This is a genomic window from Yoonia ponticola (genome assembly GCF_014199395.1).
GTDB classification, from domain to species: Bacteria; Pseudomonadota; Alphaproteobacteria; order Rhodobacterales; family Rhodobacteraceae; genus Yoonia; species Yoonia ponticola.
Genome location: NZ_JACIJM010000011.1, coordinates 79,596 through 96,443, shown reverse-complemented (window position 1 = coordinate 96,443; position 16,848 = coordinate 79,596). Strand labels below are relative to the sequence as shown.

Below are 16,848 nucleotides of genomic sequence, written 5' to 3'. Positions count from 1 at the left end.
CCAATCCCACGGTCACACTCCAATCCTGCTTGTTCAACAGGGAAGTGTGACACTTCTACTTTGCAGATGTGGGACATTCTAACTTTGCGGCGACAGATAATATGCGCATAATCAATCTTATGTTAAATCATCTATTTTGGATTCTGATTGAATGTAACTATTTTGGCCTTTTGCAGCCCTCGTGCTCAGCGCATTGACTATCCATGACTTGCAACAGGCGCAAATGACACGGCTCTTTCCTGGCGGTCCGCTTGCACCGGACGATCTGGGATTTCCTGAAGTACATTGAGAGCAAACTGGGCGATCAGTCCACAACTGTCGTATCCGAAAAACATTAGTCCCCCGCGCGCCTGCTGTTACTGGCGCGCGGGGGACTAATGATTAGATATTAACCCGAGGGTCTGGACTTCAGAACTCAACGACAGCGCGGATAGATTTGCCTTCGTGCATCAAATCAAACCCGTGGTTGATGTCTTCCAGCTTCAGCAGGTGGGTGATCATTGGGTCAATCTCGATCTTACCGTCCATGTACCAATCCACGATCTTCGGAACGTCCGTCCGTCCGCTTGCACCGCCAAACGCCGTGCCGCGCCAGCTGCGGCCAGTGACCAGTTGGAACGGACGGGTGGAAATCTCCTGTCCTGCTCCCCCGACGCCGATGATGATGCTTTCGCCCCAGCCCTTGTGCGCTGATTCCAGCGCTTGGCGCATGACGTTGACGTTGCCCGTGGCATCAAACGTGTAGTCCGCGCCGCCGCCCGTCAGTTCAACCAGGTGCGCGACAATGTCGCCGTCAATCTTGGACGGGTTCACAAAGTCGGTCATGCCAAAGTGCTTGGCCATCACGGCCTTGTCGTCGTTTAGATCCACGCCAACGATCTGGTCGGCCCCCGCCAAACGCAAGCCTTGGATGACGTTCAAACCAATGCCGCCAAGACCGAACACAATGCCTGTTGACCCAATCTCAACCTTGGCCGTGTTGATCACCGCACCGATACCCGTCGTCACGCCACAGCCGATGTAGCAAATCTTGTCAAACGGCGCGTCTTTGCGAACTTTCGCCAGTGCGATTTCTGGCACAACAGTGTGGTTGGCGAAGGTCGAACAACCCATATAGTGGTGGATCGGAGCTATGCCCGAAAGTTGGTGACGGTGTGATCAGGCGGCGTTTTGAAGTTGCTTGATCCCGTCCTTGAATTCAATCCCCTCAATGATCTCGGGCATGCGGTTGGCTCCGTCCAGTTTGCGCCACTTCGTTTGGGCTGACATCATCAGTTTGAACGCCATGGCGAGGCCTGTTTTGCGGCTGAGGCATCCTTTGGTTTTTCCAGTGCGATGTCGGACGGTGGCAAAGGTGCTTTCGATTGGGTTGGTCGTTCGAATGTGCTTCCAATGTTCGGCAGGGAAGTCATAGAAGGCTAGGAGCACGTCGCGATCTTTGGTCAGCTTGCCAACAGCTTTGTCGTATTTCACGCCGTAGGATGCCACGAAGAAATCGAAAGCGACCTCAGCCTCCACGCGGGTTTCAGCCTGCCAAATATCGTGCAGATGACCTTTGGCTTTTGCCTGAACTGACTTTGGCATCGCGTTCAAAACATTACCGGTCTTGTGGAACCAGCAACGCTGTTCTTTCGTCGCGCCAAAGACCTCGCGCAGCGCATGCCAGAACCCTAAAGCACCATCGCCAATGGCAAGATCCGGCGCATGGGTCAGTCCGCGCCGCTGCAGATCAAGCAGCAACTCTCGCCAGCTTTGGGTACTTTCGCGGTAGCCATCCGCAAGGCCGATGATTTCCTTGCGACCCCATTCATCCGCGCCAATCAACACCAGAACACATTGTTTTTCCTCAGCCATTCGTGGGCGGAAGTAGACGCCATCAGCCCAGATGTAGACGAACCGGCACGTGCTGAGATCGCGGCGTTGCCAGCGGTCGTACTCGTCCCACCAGTCGGCTTTAAGCCGAGAAATTGTCGTCGATGACAGCCCCGCTGCATTGGGCCCCAAAAGTGCGGCAAGTGCTTCGTGAAAGTCGCCAGTGGAAATGCCTTTGAGATAAAGCCAAGGCAGCAGTTCTTCGATAGATTTGGCTTTGCGCAAATAGGGCGGCAAGATTGTCGAGGTGAACCGGACTTTCTCAGCGGTGTCGCCCCGATCTCGCACGCGCGGCACCTTGACCGGCACAGCACCGATCCCGGTCATCACCTCGCGTTCCGGCAGATGCCCGTGGCGGACCAGCCGAGCACGACCATCCTCGATCCGGTCGCCGGAATACGCCTCCAACAACACTGAAAGCTCTGCTTCAACTGCTTGCTGGATCAGGCCGCGCGCACCTGAACGCAGAAGGTCAGTCAACGGGTCAGGCGAAAATCCATGTGGATCGGGCAAGGTCGTGATGATAGTCTTCGTCATGTGGCATATCCTTTTCTCTTCGAGAATTGCGGCGCGTGAACAACGCCATGATATGCCGCCCCTCAGGGGCCATCACCAACTTTTAGCTATATCTCGGTGGATCGGCGTGCCATCCAGCATTGAAAACCGCGTTGAACCATCGGGTAATAGACCAGCGCCCTGTGTGCTGCGGATTGATTGACAGAGGTTGGTTTTGGGGTTCAGGCAATACTCACATTCACGGCATTCGGGCGTGTAAAGCGGGATCACGTGATCCCCGACCTCAAGGCCTGTGACGCCTTCGCCGACTTCAATCACAACGCCCGCGCCCTCATGGCCGAGGATCGCAGGAAAGATGCCTTCTGGGTCATCGCCGGAGCGCGTGAACTCGTCCGTGTGGCACAGGCCGGTGGCTTTGATTTCAACCAAAACCTCACCCGCTTTAGGGTCTTCAAGATTGACCTCCATGATCTCAGGCGGTTGACCTGCAGCAACAGCAACGGCGGCATGGGTTCTCATCATGGGTTATCCTTTGATTTTATGTATAGACTTATTATGATTTAGCACATCAGATAAAACCCATCCTTACGTCGGTCAGGTCGCGTGATTCAAAATTGGGAAAGATTCAAACATGCATGTCCTTAAGCGAAATGAACTGGTTGATGTCCCTTGGAAAAACGGGGGCGGAATCACCCGCAGTATTGCCAAAGGCCTTTTGGCTGATCGCGCTGCCTGGACGATCAGTCGGGCTGACGTTGCACAGGACGGGCCATTTTCAGACTTTGCTGGCATGACGCGCGTTCTGACGGTGGTGTCTGGCGGCGCGATGGAATTGCAGGCCCCGACCCACACCATAACAGCCCGTATGTGGCAGCCCGTACACTTTGACGGTGCGCTGAAAGTCCAATCCAGCCTCACCGACGGTCCATTGACTGATCTGAATTTGATGTTTGATCCAATGCTTTGCGACGGCTCCGTCACAACACGACGTGACCCATTCAAAGGGTTGGTTGCCCGACCTGAACATGGGCTGCTGGCCTTTCACGTTCTGGCCGGCGCTCCGGAAATCAACGCGGTCCATACGGCTGAGGGCGACACGATGTTCATCGACAGCAATGACGCCGCCCTACATCTGGACGAGGACGACGCCGTTTTGGAAATACGACTGGACTACCTAGATCACAAAGATGCCATCAAGCTTTGCATCGCCAATTTGTAAGCCGCGACAATGTCGTCGCGTTTGACGTGGCGACCCGATTGTACGGCATGACGTCCTGCTGACCAAACGTCGGTAACGACATCGTCTTTGGCTGCAAACACCAAGCCGTCCAGGATCTGATCCTGACGCAGCGCGCACATCGACGGTGCGGCGCTGTCAATCGCCACAACATCGGCCAGCTCGCCCACGGCAATTTCACCCGCGCCGCGCCCAAGCGCCTGTGCGCCACCCTTGGCAGCACCCGTGTAAATCGTGTCCCCAACGGATCCTTCGCCCACAACCATAACGTTGCGCGCCACATCGCGTAGGCGTTGAGAATATTCCAACGTACGCAACTCTTCGGTCAGTGAGACCAGAACGTTTGAATCCGATCCAACGCCGAACGCGCCGCCCGCTTCCAAATAGCCGGGGCCATTGAACGGACCGTCGCCCAAGTTTGCCTCGGTCACGGGGCAAAGGCCAGCCACTGCTCCGGACTTTGCCATCTTTGTAGTTTCATCAGCTGTCATGTGGGTGGCATGGATCAGGCACCAGTTTGTTGTCACGTCCGCATTAGCCAGCAACCATTCTACGGGTCGCGCGCCCAACCACGCCGAGATGTCGGCGACTTCTTTGGGTTGCTCTGCGATGTGGATGTGAACGGGGCCTGCGGTATGGGCGGCAAGCACTGCCTTCAGATCATCGGGCGATGTGGCCCGCAGCGAATGCGGCGCAATCCCGACTTGGCAATCGGCTGGCAAGTGCGCCACGACATCCCGCGCCCGAGCGACAAGATCATTGAACCGGTCCACCGAATTGCCAAAGCGCGCCTGTCCTGCCTCAAGCGGCATTTGCCCCGCGCCACCGTAGGTATAAAGCACTGGCAAATGTGTGAGACCGATCCCGGTCTTTGCAGCTGCGGTGGCGATGCGTGACGAAAGCTCTCCCAGATCATCGTAGGTCGCACCACCGGCCTGATGATGCAGATAATGGAATTCGCCGACGCTGGCATAGCCCGCTTCTTGCATCTCCAAGAACACAAAAGCTGCGATCGCTTCGATATGTTCGGGCGTCAGGTTAGCGGTGAACCGGTACATCAAATCGCGCCACGTCCAAAAGCTGTCTTTGCCTGCCATCCGGTATTCGGTCATCCCCGCCATCGCCCGCTGAAAACTGTGGCTGTGCAGGTTTGCAAGGGCTGGCAACAGGGTGTCAACGCAGGTGTCATGCGCGTCCGGCGTTTGGTTTGGCGCGATATCAGTGATGCGTCCGTCCGCATGCGTCACACGCACATTGGACGCCCATCCGGTAGAAAGTTTGGCTTGCTTTGCAAAAATCATTTGGAGATCCTCGTTTTTATGTATAGACATAAAGCACACTAGCGCGTACTAGAAAAGCGAAATTTTTGATCATCGGTGGACTACCATGACTAACAAGAACACCCTTTTTGTTGATTTGAACGCAGCGACGATGGGCGAATCGGATGCGCCCTACGGCTTGATCAAAGACGCAGCCATTGCTGTGATGGACGGGGTGATTGAATGGGTCGGTCCCGCTGCGTCCTTGCCCGACATGTATATATCCCTGGACCGTACCAGCCTTGGTGGTCGCCTCCTAACCCCAGGTTTGATCGATTGCCACACGCACATCGTGCATGGTGGTGATCGCGCGGTAGAATTCGAAATGCGCCTGAATGGGGCGAGCTACGAAGAGGTTGCGTGCGCTGGTGGTGGCATTGTTTCGACCGTGACAGCCACCCGCAACGCCACAGAAGACCAACTGCTTCAAGATGCCCTGCGCCGTGTTGATGTGCTGATCGCTGAAGGCGTGACCACGATTGAGATCAAATCCGGCTATGGCCTCGATACAGAGACTGAATTGCGGATGCTGCGGGTTGCCCGTGCAGTCATGGCAAACCGCCCTATCCGCGTCAAAACCACCTTCCTTGGTGCCCATGCAACCCCGGCCGAATATGAAGGCCGAGACGATGTATATATCGATGAGGTATGCATCCCTGCCCTACGTGCCGCTCACGCTGAAGGGCTGGTTGATGTCGTCGACGGGTTCTGTGAAGGCATTGCATTTGATACAACCCAGATCGCACGAGTGTTTGATGTGGCTGTCGAACTTGGCCTGCCTGTCAAACTGCACGCTGAACAACTGTCCAACCTTGGCGGTGCTAAGCTTGCCGCAAGCTACGGCGCATTGTCTGCTGACCATATCGAATATCTTGATGAGGATGGCGTCAAGGCCTTGGCAGACGCGGGCACCACCGCCGTCATCTTGCCCGGTGCCTTCTACACCATCCGCGAAACACAAGCACCACCCATTGCCCTGCTGCGCAAACACGGTGTTCCCATGGCAATCGCCACCGATGTTAATCCGGGTTCCTCGCCGCTCAATTCGCTGCTGCTGGCGCTGAACATGGGGTGCACCCTGTTCCGCATGACCCCGGAAGAAGTCTTGCGCGGTGCCACGCAAAATGCCGCACGCGCCCTTGGCCTCAAAGACGTCGGGATAATCAAGGCAGGCATGCGCGCCGAACTTGCAGTTTGGGACATCAAACACCCTGCCGAACTTGCCTATCGCATCGGCTTTAACCCCCTTCACACCCGTATTTTCGGAGCCACGTCATGACCGTATTAACTCTCACTCCCGGCGCTGTAACTTTGGCTGATCTGGATAAAATCTACCGCGAAGAAGCATCTGTGCGCCTTGACCCGGCCTGCCGCCCCGCGATTGAGCTGGCCCATGCACGTATCGCCAAAGCAGTCGCTGGCACCGATGCCGTTTACGGCGTGAACACTGGTTTCGGCAAACTTGCGTCGGTCAAGATCGAAGCCAAAGACACCGCTGCTCTGCAACGCAATCTGATCCTGTCGCATTGTTGTGGCGTTGGCCCTGCGATCCCGCGCGGCCATGCGCGCCTGTTGATGGCGCTTAAGCTCCTCAGCCTCGGGCGCGGCGCTTCCGGTGTGCGGCTCGAAATTGTCGATCTGATTGAGGCCATGCTGGATAAGGGCGTAACGCCTGTCATCCCCGCCCAAGGCTCCGTTGGCGCCTCTGGCGATCTGGCCCCGCTTGCTCATATGGCCGCTGCTATGATGGGTCACGGCGAAGCAGAATTCGGTGGCAAAGTCATGTCCGGGGATAAGGCGCTGGCCGCCGCAGGCCTGACGCCTGTAGAACTTGGTCCGAAGGAAGGCCTTGCGCTTATCAACGGCACACAGTTCTCAACCGCTTTTGCCCTTGCGGGTTTGTTCGGCGCATGGCGCGGTGCGCATTCCGCGCTGGTAACTTCGGCGCTTTCGACCGACGCGATCATGGGCTCCACCGCTCCTTTGCAACCTGAAATCCACGCCCTGCGCGGACATCGCGGCCAAATCGAAGCGGGCGAAACTATGCGCGCCCTGCTCGCTGGCTCCGAAATCCGTGACAGCCATATGGTTGATGATGCCCGTGTCCAAGACCCTTACTGCATCCGTTGTCAGCCGCAGGTCACAGGTGCTGCCATGGATGTGTTGCGCATGGCCGCCCGCACGCTTGAGATCGAGGCCAACGCCGCAACTGACAATCCGTTGGTGCTGGTCGGTGCTGATCTGATCGTCTCAGGCGGCAACTTCCATGCCGAACCCGTAGGTTTTGCTGCCGATATGATCGCGCTGGCAATTGCCGAGATTGGCGCGATAGCACAGCGCCGTGTGGCGCTGATTGTTGACCCTGTCCTCAGCTTTAATCTGCCGCCGTTCCTGACGCCCAATCCCGGTTTGAACAGCGGCTATATGATCGCCGAAGTCACCACTGCGGCGTTGATGAGTGAGAACAAACATCTGGCAAACCCTTGTGTCACGGACAGCACGCCGACTTCTGCCAACCAAGAGGACCATGTCAGCATGGCCGCGCATGGCGCTCGCAGGCTTGGGCCGATGATCGACAACCTCAACTGCATCTTGGGTGTTGAATTGCTGTGCGGTGCGCAGGGCATTGATTTCCGTGCGCCGCTGACAACTAGTGACACCTTGCAGCGCGTTGTTGCACGCGTACGCAAAGACGTCGCCACCTTGGGCGAAGACCGCTACCTCGCACCTGACCTTGAGCGCGCTACGCGCATGATCGCAAGCGGCGACATTGTCACCGCTGCCGCCATCAACATGCCAGAGTTCGACGCATGAAGCCTGTAGAAGTTTTCCAAGGTGACAGCCCTATAGTTCTGGGCCTGCCCCACACTGGCACATACGTGCCGGACGCAATCATGGCCAATTTAAACCCTCGCGGGCGCAGGTTGGACGACACCGACTGGCACATTCATAAGCTCTATAATGGTGTGCTGGCGGGGGCCTCCACCGTGCGGGCCACCTTCCACCGCTATGTCATTGATGCAAATCGTGACCCAGTGGGCGTATCCCTCTATCCCGGTCAAAATACCACGGGCCTTGTGCCGCTGACGGATTTTGACGGCACTGATATCTGGATAGATCCACCTGATGAGGCCGCCGTGAAAGCACGCCAAGACGCATTTCACACACCCTATCACGCCGCCTTGCAGGCCGAGCTTGAGCGTGTGCGCGATCTGCACGGGATTGCGATCTTGTATGATTGCCACTCCATCCGCTCGGGCATTCCGTTCCTGTTTGACGGCACCCTGCCTGACTTCAATATCGGAACAAACATGGGCGATACTTGTGCGCCGGAAATCGAGGCGGCGACACAAGAGGTCTGCGCCAAAGCCGAAGGCTATACCTCAATTGCCAATGGTCGTTTCAAAGGCGGCTGGACCACGCGCCACTATGGCCACCCCAAGAAAGGCATGCACGCGATCCAGATGGAACTGGCGCAAAGCACCTACCTGACCACCGAGGCAAGCCCGTGGACATATGACAAGGACAAAGCCGCACGCCTGCGCCCTTACCTCACTGAAATTCTAAAAAAACTGGCCGCATTGGCCCCTACCCTGAAAGGCACATCATGAGCGATCCTCGCAAGAACACCCGTGACATCTTTCCTGCCACTGGCACCGAAATCACCGCCAAAAGCTGGCTTACTGAGGCGCCGATGCGCATGTTGATGAACAACCTGCACCCCGATGTGGCGGAAAACCCGCATGAATTGGTGGTTTACGGTGGCATTGGGCGCGCTGCACGCACATGGAAAGACTTCGACATGATCGTGGCCAGCCTGAAAGAGCTGGAAGAAGACCAGACCTTGCTGGTGCAATCCGGTAAGCCCGTCGGCGTGTTCCGAACTCACAAAGACGCGCCACGTGTTCTGATCGCCAACTCTAACCTCGTCCCGCATTGGGCCACGTGGGATCATTTCAACGAGCTCGATAAAAAGGGACTCGCGATGTATGGTCAGATGACCGCTGGTTCATGGATCTACATCGGCTCCCAAGGTATCGTTCAGGGCACATATGAGACATTTGTCGAAGCAGGTCGTCAGCATTATGATGGCTCGCTCAAGGGCAAATGGATCCTAACAGGCGGTCTTGGCGGCATGGGTGGCGCGCAGCCTTTGGCCGCTGTGATGGCTGGCGCTTGTTGTCTTGCAGTCGAATGTAACCCCGACAGCATCGACTTCCGGCTGCGCACCAAATACGTCGACGAGAAGGCAGAAACACTAGACGAAGCGCTTGAGATGATCGAGCGCTGGACCGCCGCAGGCGAGGCGAAGTCCGTGGCCCTGCTTGGCAACGCCGCTGATGTATTCCCTGAACTTGTGAAGCGCATGAATGATGGTGGCATTCGCCCCGATATCGTGACCGACCAAACCTCCGCGCATGATCCAATTAACGGTTACTTGCCGCAGAACTGGACGATGGGACAGTGGAAAGAAAAGCGCGAAAGCGATCCGAAAGCTGTTGAGAAGGCTGCCCGCGCGTCGATGCGCACGCATGTTGCCGCGATGGTCGACTTCCACAACGCAGGCGTGCCAACTGTGGATTATGGTAACAACATTCGTCAGGTAGCGCTTGAAGAAGGGCTTGAGGATGCCTTTGCATTCCCTGGTTTTGTCCCCGCTTATATTCGCCCGCTGTTTTGCCGTGGCGTGGGCCCGTTCCGTTGGGCCGCCCTGTCCGGCGATCCCGAGGACATTTATAAAACCGATGCAAAGGTCAAAGAAATCCTGTCCGAAGACAAACACCTGCACAACTGGCTCGATATGGCCCGCGAGCGGATTGCCTTCCAAGGCCTGCCAGCCCGGATTTGCTGGGTTGGTCTGGGTGTGCGTCACAAATTGGGCTTGGCCTTCAATGAAATGGTCCGTACCGGAGAGCTGTCGGCACCGATCGTGATTGGCCGCGACCACCTCGACTCTGGCTCTGTCGCGTCGCCAAACCGTGAAACCGAGGCGATGAAAGACGGCTCTGACGCCGTATCAGATTGGCCATTGTTGAACGCGCTGCTGAACACTGCATCCGGTGCCACATGGGTATCGCTGCACCACGGTGGCGGCGTTGGCATGGGCTTCTCGCAACACTCCGGCATGGTGATCTGCTGCGATGGCACTGAAGACGCGGACCGCCGTATCGAGCGGGTTCTGTGGAACGACCCGGCCACGGGTGTAATGCGCCATGCGGATGCGGGATATGACGAGGCATTGGAATGCGCCCGCGAAAATGGGTTGAACTTGCCCGGCATCTTGTAAGGAAAATTGCGCCGCTGTCAGATCATGGCAGCGGCGCAAACCGCTTCAGTAACGCGTCGTCAGACGGTGGCCGGGCTTATAGGTTAGCCGGACGTATGTGACCGACTGACCTTCCCACCATGTTGATCGCTCAATGGTAAAGACCGGATCGCCAATGGCGCAGGTAAGATAGTCTGTCAGCCTTTTATCCGCCAATCCCGCCGAAAAACTGATTTCAACGTCTGAAAATGGGATGGTCGACACCAACCACTCATTCGGTCCTACGTCTGAAAAATCAACCGTCTGCGCCTGCGGTAAGCTGGTAAGATTTATCCATCTATCTTCATGCTGATACGGATCGCCGTCGGCATAATGCATACAAACCAACCGCAAAACTTTGCTTTTGTCGGACAATTTTAACCGTGCACGCAACCAATCCGGTGCCGGTTCAATGGAACTGCTAACAAGAGAATAGCGATATTCTGCGCCTTTTTCTTCGATCTCGGCACGCACGATAGGAATATCAAACCGCGCTTGCCGGATCGGCGTCATCCGAACCCGAGTGCCTGCCTTTCGCCGCCGTTCAATCAATCCATCATCCGCTAACTCGCGCATCGCACGGTTTACGGTGGCCCGTGCGCAGCCGTAAGTCGCAGCCAGATCGACTTCATTGGGAACAAGGCTGCCCGGTGCCCATTCTCCCTTGGTGATTTTCGACAGGATGTCGGATTTCACATCTTTGTAAGTGGCTTTCACCGAGCACCGCCTCTCTGGCAATATGACTACTTTATTCTGCATTACCGCAGATCTAATCTTGACCCAAGTGTCTAAAGGTAGCTTCGCGTTTTAGCAAAGCTAAATAGTCATCCAGCGGACCTGCTGTTGCCAACATATACATAGCACCATCATCTTAGTATAAATCTAGACATAAGCAAATTTACTCAGACAAAAGTGTGGTTATGAATCCAATTCTGTCAATAATTCTAAAGCGTTTGTTGATCGGGTTCGTGACCTTATGGATTGTTACGATCATCATTTTTGCAGCGATCGAATTGCTACCCGGCGATATTGCGACAGAAATGTTAGGTCAGGCGGCAACCGAAGAGAGCCTTGCAGCGTTCCGGGAAAAGTTTGACCTCAACCGCCCTGTGCATGAACGCTACTTTTCTTGGTTGGGGGGCGCAATTACCGGCGACTTCGGGATTTCACTGGCAAACCAACGGCCCATTTCCGAGCTTATCGGTTACCGGGTTGGGAACACCTTTTTTCTAGCCGGTTATGCCGCTGCAATCGCCGTACCGATCGCGGTTGTTTCGGGCATGCTGGCGGCGCTTTACAACGGCTCAGTCTTTGATCGGGTGCTTTCAAGTTCTACGTTGGCCGCGATTTCATTCCCTGAATTTTTCATCGCCTACATCCTGATCCTCATCTTCTCGGTTGGCCTAGGATGGTTCCCCAGCCTTGCCAATGTGGATGTAGAAATGGGCTTGGGTGAGCGACTTTACCGCACATTTTTGCCCGCAATGACACTCACACTCATTGTTCTCGCCTATATGATGCGCATGACGCGGGCAGCGATCCTGAATTTACTTGCGTTACCTTACATCGAGATGGCGCATCTAAAGGGCATAAAACGGTGGCGTGTTATCGCAGTGCATGCCCTGCCAAATGCGCTGGCACCCATCATCAATGTGATCGCCTTGAACCTGGCCTATCTGATTGTCGGCGTTGTCTTGGTCGAGGTGGTGTTTGTCTATCCGGGCCTTGGGCAAATCCTTGTGGATGCAGTTTCGAACCGGGATGTCACAGTTGTGCAGGCAGCGTGCCTCATCTTTGCCGCGACGTACATTCTGCTTAATCTGCTGGCGGATATTCTGTCGATCATTGCAAACCCTCGCCTATTGCACCCGAGGTAACAGCATGCATAACCTCTCCCATCACCTCAAAGATGCACCAGTTTCCGCGTGGATCGGCATCCTTATCGTCATATTTTATGCTGTACTGGCGCTTGGTGCCCCATTTTTTGCGCCCTTCGCGGAAAGCGCATCCGTTGGTAAACAATACATGCCATGGGCATCCCCGCATTATCTGGGAACCGATGCCTTGGGGCGAGATGTTTTGTCCCGTCTGATCTACGGTGCACGCAATACGGTGGGCATCGCGCTGGTGACCACGGCGCTCGCCTTTACGCTCGGGGCGACCTTCGGGTTGCTTGCCGCAACAATCGGCGGCTGGTTTGATGCAATCAGTTCACGTGTAGTTGATGTTCTGATGGCAATCCCACCGCTGATTTTTGCGCTGCTCATTCTGACGATCACCGGCACCTCTGTCATCGCGCTGATTCTTGTCATCGCCATTCTCGACAGCACAAGGGTTTTCAGACTGTCCCGCGCGGTGGCGCAGGGCATTTTGACGATGGATTATATAGAAGTTGCCCGCATGCGTGGCGAGGGGATGTTCTGGCTGATCCGCAAAGAGGTTCTGCCCAACGCTGCAGCGCCGTTAATCGCAGAATTTGGGTTGCGTTTTTGCTTTGTCTTCTTGTTCATTTCGGCGCTGTCCTTCTTGGGGCTTGGCATTCAGCCCCCAACGGCGGACTGGGGCGGCATGGTGCGTGAAAGCGCCAAACTGATCTCGTTCGCCAACTTTGCGACATTCCAGACCGCGACTTTTGGTCTTGCTCCGCTTCTCCCTGCGGGCGCTATCGCGCTGCTGACCATCGGCGTGAACCTTGTTGTAGATTGGGTTTTGCACATGTCTTCCGGTCTGAAGGAGTAACGCATGACTGACCTGTTGCTTGAAATGAAAGACATCCGCATTGAAGGGCGTTCGGACCGTCAATGGAAACCAATCATCAAAGGTGTGAACTTAACCCTGAACCGCGGCGAGATTCTTGGCCTGATCGGGGAAAGCGGTGCTGGTAAATCGACGCTGGGTCTGGCTGCGATGGGGTATACCAAAGGCGGTTGCCGGATCAGCGGCGGCTCTATCCATTTTGATGGGCAGGATCTTGTTGGGGCGTCGAATGAGGCGCTGCGGCAACTGCGGGGAGCGCGCATTGCCTACGTCGCCCAATCAGCGGCGGCCGCGTTCAATCCCGCTTACAGATTGATCGACCAATATTGCGAGGCACCGGTCAAACATGGCGTCATGTCTCGCGCCGATGCTCAGTCTGATGCGGTCGAACTTTATCGCAAAATTCGCCTACCCAACCCGGAAGACATAGGGTTTCGCTACCCTCATCAGGTCTCAGGTGGGCAGCTTCAACGCGCAATGACGGCTATGGCTATGGCCTGCCGTCCCGATCTGATCATCTTCGATGAACCAACCACCGCGCTCGATGTGACCACCCAAATTGAGGTGCTTGCCGCGATCCGCGACATCGTGCGCGAATATAATACCGCGGCAATCTACATCACCCACGATCTGGCTGTCGTGGCGCAGATGGCAGACAAGATCAAAGTCCTGTTGCGCGGCGAAGAAGTCGAAGAAGCCCCTGCCCGCGACATGCTCGCAAATCCGCAGCAGGACTACACGAAATCATTGTGGGCTGTACGCGACTTTCGCCGCGCGCCCCCTGCCGCCCGACACGTCGACGAAGGCCCGCTACTCGAAATCCGAGACATGACTGCAGGCTATGGTGCTGTCGATATTCTAAAAGGGATCAATCTAACCATCACACGCGGAAGCACAGTTGCGGTTGTGGGTGAAAGCGGTTCAGGAAAATCAACAATGGCGCGGGTCGTGATGGGGCTGTTACCTCCTTCAAGCGGCTCACTTCACTATAATGGTGCCGCGCTGCCAAAGTCTGGCAAACAGCGCCCCCGTGACTTGCAACGCCATATCCAGATGATCCACCAGATGGCGGATACCGCGCTCAATCCAAAGCATCGGATCAAAGACATTATCGGGCGACCGCTAGAGTTCTTTTTGGGGTTGAAGGGGCGTGCCAAGGACGTTCGTATCAGAGAGTTGCTCACGTTAATCGAGTTGGACCCTGATGAGTTCATAAACCGCATGCCCTCCGAATTATCGGGGGGGCAGAAACAACGTGTCTGCATCGCCCGCGCCCTGGCAGCTGAGCCTGATTTCATCATCTGCGATGAAGTCACGTCCGCGCTGGACCAACTGGTTGCAGAAGGAATCTTGCGCTTGCTGGACCGTCTGCAACGCGAGATGGACCTAACCTACATGTTCATCACCCACGATATCGCCACAGTCCGCTCCATCGCGGACGAAGTTGTCGTGATGCAAAACGGGGTTATTGTAGAACAAGGTGCCAAAGAGACGATATTTTCGCCACCGCACGCGCCCTACACCGAGTTACTGCTTTCATCGGTGCCCGAAATGGATCCTGACTGGTTGGCGGGTCTGTTGAAGGAACGCGGCGCAATGGTCACGTCGGAGGAGCAATTATGAGTCTGAATTTCGGAACAGTCCACTCTGCACTCAACCTGACGGCACAAGGCAAACGCGCCGACGTTTTTGGTCTAACCCATTCAGATAATCGCCACGGCTTTTCCACCATTCAGTCGCCGCTTTGTGTCATACGCGGTGGGGACGGCCCGACAGCATTGGTTTGCGCTGGCAACCATGGTGATGAATACGAGGGACAGATCATCGTGCGTCGGTTGTTTGAATTACTGACGCAAAGCGATGTTGAAGGGCGTTTGATCCTTGCGCCAGCCCTGAACATGCCAGCGGTTCAATCTCGTAGCCGTATTTCACCGCTAGACGGTGGGAACCTGAACAGATCATTTCCGGGTGCCGCCTATGCCGGTCCAACACAAGAGATCGCAGGCTTTGTCGCCACGCAGCTTTTGCCTGAAGCAGACATAGCCATTGATCTCCATTCAGGCGGCAGTGGATCAAACTATTTGAACGCCGCCTATTTTTGCCTGTCGCCCGACGCTGCCTGCAACAAAAAGACATACGAACTGGCGAAGGTTATGGGGCTTGCCCACACGATGGTGGTTCCCGTCAGCGACACGCCTGGAGATTTCGACAGCGCTGCACACAATGCCGGATGTGCCATGATTTCGTGCGAATTGGGTGGCGAAGGCAAAGTCACGCTCGACGCTATGGAGGCAGGATGGATCGGGATCCTAAGGTTACTTGTCCACCAACGGATCATTCACGCTGCAACGGCCGAACGGTTGGGCGTATTGCCTCAACCGGATACGACATTCCTCGACCTTGGTGAAAACGCCGACTACATCACCGCTCAATCACATAGCTTGGTCGAGCCCTTAGTGAGCATTGGCAATCACGTCGCCGAAGGCGAACCTGTGATGCGGTTACGCGACCTTTACAGGATGGATGAGGTGCCGAAAGTCCTGTGCAGCAAACGTGCGGGCAAAGTCGCGATCCTGCGCGCCGGGGCCATCGTGGCACCGGGCGATCATTTGTGCGTGATCTGCCCCGAACTTTCAAAAGCTGATCTGGACACACTGATGACAGACGCGGAGGCCTAAGCGTTAGATATCCAGAACAACCGGACCTTTAGGGCGCGAACAACATATCAAGACCTGACCCTCTTCGGGTTGGATCAGCGGCTCTTCGAAATATTCCACTTCGCCCGACACCAACCCGCATTTGCATGAATTGCAAATCCCCGCACGACAACTGAATTCAGGACTCAGCCCCGCATTTTCGGCCAGGTCAAGCAACGAACCGGCTGTGCCATCCCACGTGGCCGTTACATTTGACGCACGAAACGTTATGTCGCCAGTGGATTGGTCAGCAGCTGGTTTAGGGGCCCCATCTAGGCCCTCATCCGCCGCCCAAGCATCGGGATTGGTCAGAAACGTAAGCGCCTGAATCGTTGGAGCCGCACCCGACGCGGCCTGACTACGTGCCGGTTTTACGGGCCTTTCTGCCAGCGCTTCCAGCGATGAAGCCTTGCCAAAGAATTCGTACGCGATGCGGTTTTTGGGAACGCCCAGTTCTTGCAGAAGTTGGTACATCGCCACCATGAACGGTGTCGGCCCGCAAATGTAGGCGTCATAATCGCCAATGGGAACGTGCGTCTGCATGAACGCTTTGTCGATCACGCCTTGCGCATCAAACAGTTTCGCAGCGCGGTCCTCGGCAGTTGGCGTGCGATAGATGAAATACGGCTTTATCCGATCATTCGCGCAGGACAGCACTTCATCCCTTAATGCGTGAACCTGACCGTTCTCGCAGGCGTGCAAGAAATGAACGTCACGATCGGCCTCGCTCAGGCGGTGCAACATCGAAACCATCGGCGTCAGGCCAACCCCGCCAGACAAAAGCAACACGGGACGGGTGCTTGCCTCATCCAGAGAAAATTTGCCACGCGGAGCAGCAATTTCAACCGTGTCGCCAATTTCGACCTGATCGTGCAGCCAGCATGATCCGACACCATCTGGTGCGCCATTCAGTCCTGCCTCTCGTTTCACCGAAATCCGATGATGCCGTGTCTCTGATGGGTCGCAAGACACTGAATATGTCTTGAGAACTGGGTCACCTGAACCCGGCACGCGCAAGGTAATGTATTGCCCAGGCAAGACGTCCCAAACAGGAGCGCCATCTGTCGGTTCAAGATAAAACGAAGTGATAATTTCACTCTCAACAACCTTATTCGCGACGCGGAATTTACGGAACCCTGCTGCCAT

At 55.8% G+C, this 16,848-nt stretch carries 13 protein-coding genes and 2 pseudogenes; 9 read left to right on the top strand and 6 right to left on the bottom strand.

The window, feature by feature from the left end:
• Window positions 1–408 precede the first annotated feature (408 nt).
• From FHS72_RS15925 to FHS72_RS15915, 3 genes and pseudogenes are all read right to left on the bottom strand, one after another.
• Window positions 409–1,131, bottom strand: a pseudogene (locus FHS72_RS15925) (zinc-binding dehydrogenase); the annotation flags it as partial.
• 27 nt (window positions 1,132–1,158) lie between these two features.
• The gene (locus FHS72_RS15920) at window positions 1,159–2,409 is read right to left on the bottom strand and encodes an IS256 family transposase (RefSeq protein ID WP_183530643.1); all 1,251 of its coding nucleotides are present in this window, start codon (window positions 2,407–2,409) and stop codon (window positions 1,159–1,161) included.
• Between the two features lie 96 nt (window positions 2,410–2,505).
• Window positions 2,506–2,907, bottom strand: a pseudogene (locus FHS72_RS15915) (alcohol dehydrogenase catalytic domain-containing protein); the annotation flags it as partial.
• Window positions 2,908–3,019: 112 nt separating this feature from the next.
• On the opposite strand from FHS72_RS15915, the gene FHS72_RS15910 reads away from it, so the two are divergent.
• The gene (locus tag FHS72_RS15910) at window positions 3,020–3,607 is read left to right on the top strand and encodes a HutD/Ves family protein (protein WP_038008265.1); all 588 of its coding nucleotides are present in this window, start codon (window positions 3,020–3,022) and stop codon (window positions 3,605–3,607) included.
• Here the strand turns inward: FHS72_RS15910 and FHS72_RS15905 are convergent.
• Window positions 3,568–4,926 carry a formimidoylglutamate deiminase gene (locus tag FHS72_RS15905; RefSeq protein ID WP_081946149.1) on the bottom strand — a complete coding sequence of 453 codons (1,359 nt, stop codon included), beginning with the start codon at window positions 4,924–4,926 and terminating at the stop codon, window positions 3,568–3,570. The genes FHS72_RS15910 and FHS72_RS15905 overlap by 40 nt on opposite strands.
• Before the next feature lie 85 nt (window positions 4,927–5,011).
• Between FHS72_RS15905 and hutI the strand changes: the two genes are divergently transcribed.
• The 4 genes from hutI to hutU are packed head-to-tail and all read left to right on the top strand — an operon-like array spanning window position 5,012 to window position 10,231.
• The gene (gene hutI / locus FHS72_RS15900) at window positions 5,012–6,223 is read left to right on the top strand and encodes an imidazolonepropionase (RefSeq protein WP_183530641.1); all 1,212 of its coding nucleotides are present in this window, start codon (window positions 5,012–5,014) and stop codon (window positions 6,221–6,223) included.
• Window positions 6,220–7,758, top strand: a complete 1,539-nt coding sequence (gene hutH / locus FHS72_RS15895) for a histidine ammonia-lyase (RefSeq protein WP_183530639.1) — start codon at window positions 6,220–6,222, stop codon at window positions 7,756–7,758. The genes hutI and hutH overlap by 4 nt, the downstream gene beginning before the upstream one ends.
• Complete coding sequence (gene hutG, locus FHS72_RS15890) at window positions 7,755–8,555, top strand: N-formylglutamate deformylase (RefSeq protein ID WP_183530637.1); 801 nt, start codon at window positions 7,755–7,757, stop codon at window positions 8,553–8,555. Before hutH ends, hutG begins: the two co-directional genes overlap by 4 nt.
• Window positions 8,552–10,231, top strand: coding sequence for a urocanate hydratase (gene hutU, locus FHS72_RS15885; protein ID WP_183530635.1), 1,680 nt, complete (start codon window positions 8,552–8,554; stop codon window positions 10,229–10,231). Before hutG ends, hutU begins: the two co-directional genes overlap by 4 nt.
• Before the next feature lie 45 nt (window positions 10,232–10,276).
• On the opposite strand, the gene FHS72_RS15880 is transcribed toward hutU, so the two are convergent.
• Window positions 10,277–10,966, bottom strand: coding sequence for a histidine utilization transcriptional repressor HutC (locus FHS72_RS15880; RefSeq protein ID WP_343042706.1), 690 nt, complete (start codon window positions 10,964–10,966; stop codon window positions 10,277–10,279).
• A gap of 203 nt (window positions 10,967–11,169) precedes the next feature.
• Here FHS72_RS15880 and FHS72_RS15875 point away from each other — a divergent pair, with 203 nt between their 5' ends.
• From FHS72_RS15875 to FHS72_RS15860, 4 genes are read left to right on the top strand one after another with little or no spacing between them, the layout of a single operon-like run.
• Window positions 11,170–12,126 (top strand): ABC transporter permease, encoded by a 957-nt coding sequence (locus FHS72_RS15875; protein ID WP_183530633.1) that lies wholly within the window; start codon window positions 11,170–11,172, stop codon window positions 12,124–12,126.
• A 4-nt stretch (window positions 12,127–12,130) separates the two neighbouring features.
• Window positions 12,131–12,988: an ABC transporter permease gene (locus FHS72_RS15870; protein WP_183530631.1), complete on the top strand. Its 858-nt coding sequence runs from the start codon at window positions 12,131–12,133 to the stop codon at window positions 12,986–12,988.
• A gap of 3 nt (window positions 12,989–12,991) precedes the next feature.
• Window positions 12,992–14,629, top strand: a complete 1,638-nt coding sequence (locus FHS72_RS15865; RefSeq protein WP_183530629.1) for an ABC transporter ATP-binding protein — start codon at window positions 12,992–12,994, stop codon at window positions 14,627–14,629.
• On the top strand, window positions 14,626–15,684 hold the full coding sequence (locus tag FHS72_RS15860) for a succinylglutamate desuccinylase/aspartoacylase family protein (protein ID WP_183530628.1): 1,059 nt from the start codon (window positions 14,626–14,628) through the stop codon (window positions 15,682–15,684). The genes FHS72_RS15865 and FHS72_RS15860 overlap by 4 nt, the downstream gene beginning before the upstream one ends.
• 3 nt (window positions 15,685–15,687) lie before the next feature.
• On the opposite strand, the gene FHS72_RS15855 is transcribed toward FHS72_RS15860, so the two are convergent.
• A complete protein-coding gene (locus FHS72_RS15855) occupies window positions 15,688–16,848 on the bottom strand; it encodes a 2Fe-2S iron-sulfur cluster-binding protein (protein WP_183530626.1) in 1,161 nt (386 codons plus the stop codon).

What these genes read in the sequence shown, in the direction of transcription:
- FHS72_RS15910 (WP_038008265.1), top strand. Translation starts at nt 3,020, where the DNA reads ATGCATGTCCTTAAGCGAAATGAACTGGTTGATGTCCCTTGGAAAAAC.
- FHS72_RS15905 (WP_081946149.1), bottom strand. Translation starts at nt 4,926, where the DNA reads ATGATTTTTGCAAAGCAAGCCAAACTTTCTACCGGATGGGCGTCCAAT.
- FHS72_RS15920 (WP_183530643.1), bottom strand. Translation starts at nt 2,409, where the DNA reads ATGACGAAGACTATCATCACGACCTTGCCCGATCCACATGGATTTTCG.
- FHS72_RS15855 (WP_183530626.1), bottom strand. Translation starts at nt 16,848, where the DNA reads ATGGCAGCAGGGTTCCGTAAATTCCGCGTCGCGAATAAGGTTGTTGAG.
- hutH (WP_183530639.1), top strand. Translation starts at nt 6,220, where the DNA reads ATGACCGTATTAACTCTCACTCCCGGCGCTGTAACTTTGGCTGATCTG.
- hutI (WP_183530641.1), top strand. Translation starts at nt 5,012, where the DNA reads ATGACTAACAAGAACACCCTTTTTGTTGATTTGAACGCAGCGACGATG.
- FHS72_RS15860 (WP_183530628.1), top strand. Translation starts at nt 14,626, where the DNA reads ATGAGTCTGAATTTCGGAACAGTCCACTCTGCACTCAACCTGACGGCA.
- hutG (WP_183530637.1), top strand. Translation starts at nt 7,755, where the DNA reads ATGAAGCCTGTAGAAGTTTTCCAAGGTGACAGCCCTATAGTTCTGGGC.
- FHS72_RS15865 (WP_183530629.1), top strand. Translation starts at nt 12,992, where the DNA reads ATGACTGACCTGTTGCTTGAAATGAAAGACATCCGCATTGAAGGGCGT.
- FHS72_RS15875 (WP_183530633.1), top strand. Translation starts at nt 11,170, where the DNA reads ATGAATCCAATTCTGTCAATAATTCTAAAGCGTTTGTTGATCGGGTTC.
- hutU (WP_183530635.1), top strand. Translation starts at nt 8,552, where the DNA reads ATGAGCGATCCTCGCAAGAACACCCGTGACATCTTTCCTGCCACTGGC.
- FHS72_RS15870 (WP_183530631.1), top strand. Translation starts at nt 12,131, where the DNA reads ATGCATAACCTCTCCCATCACCTCAAAGATGCACCAGTTTCCGCGTGG.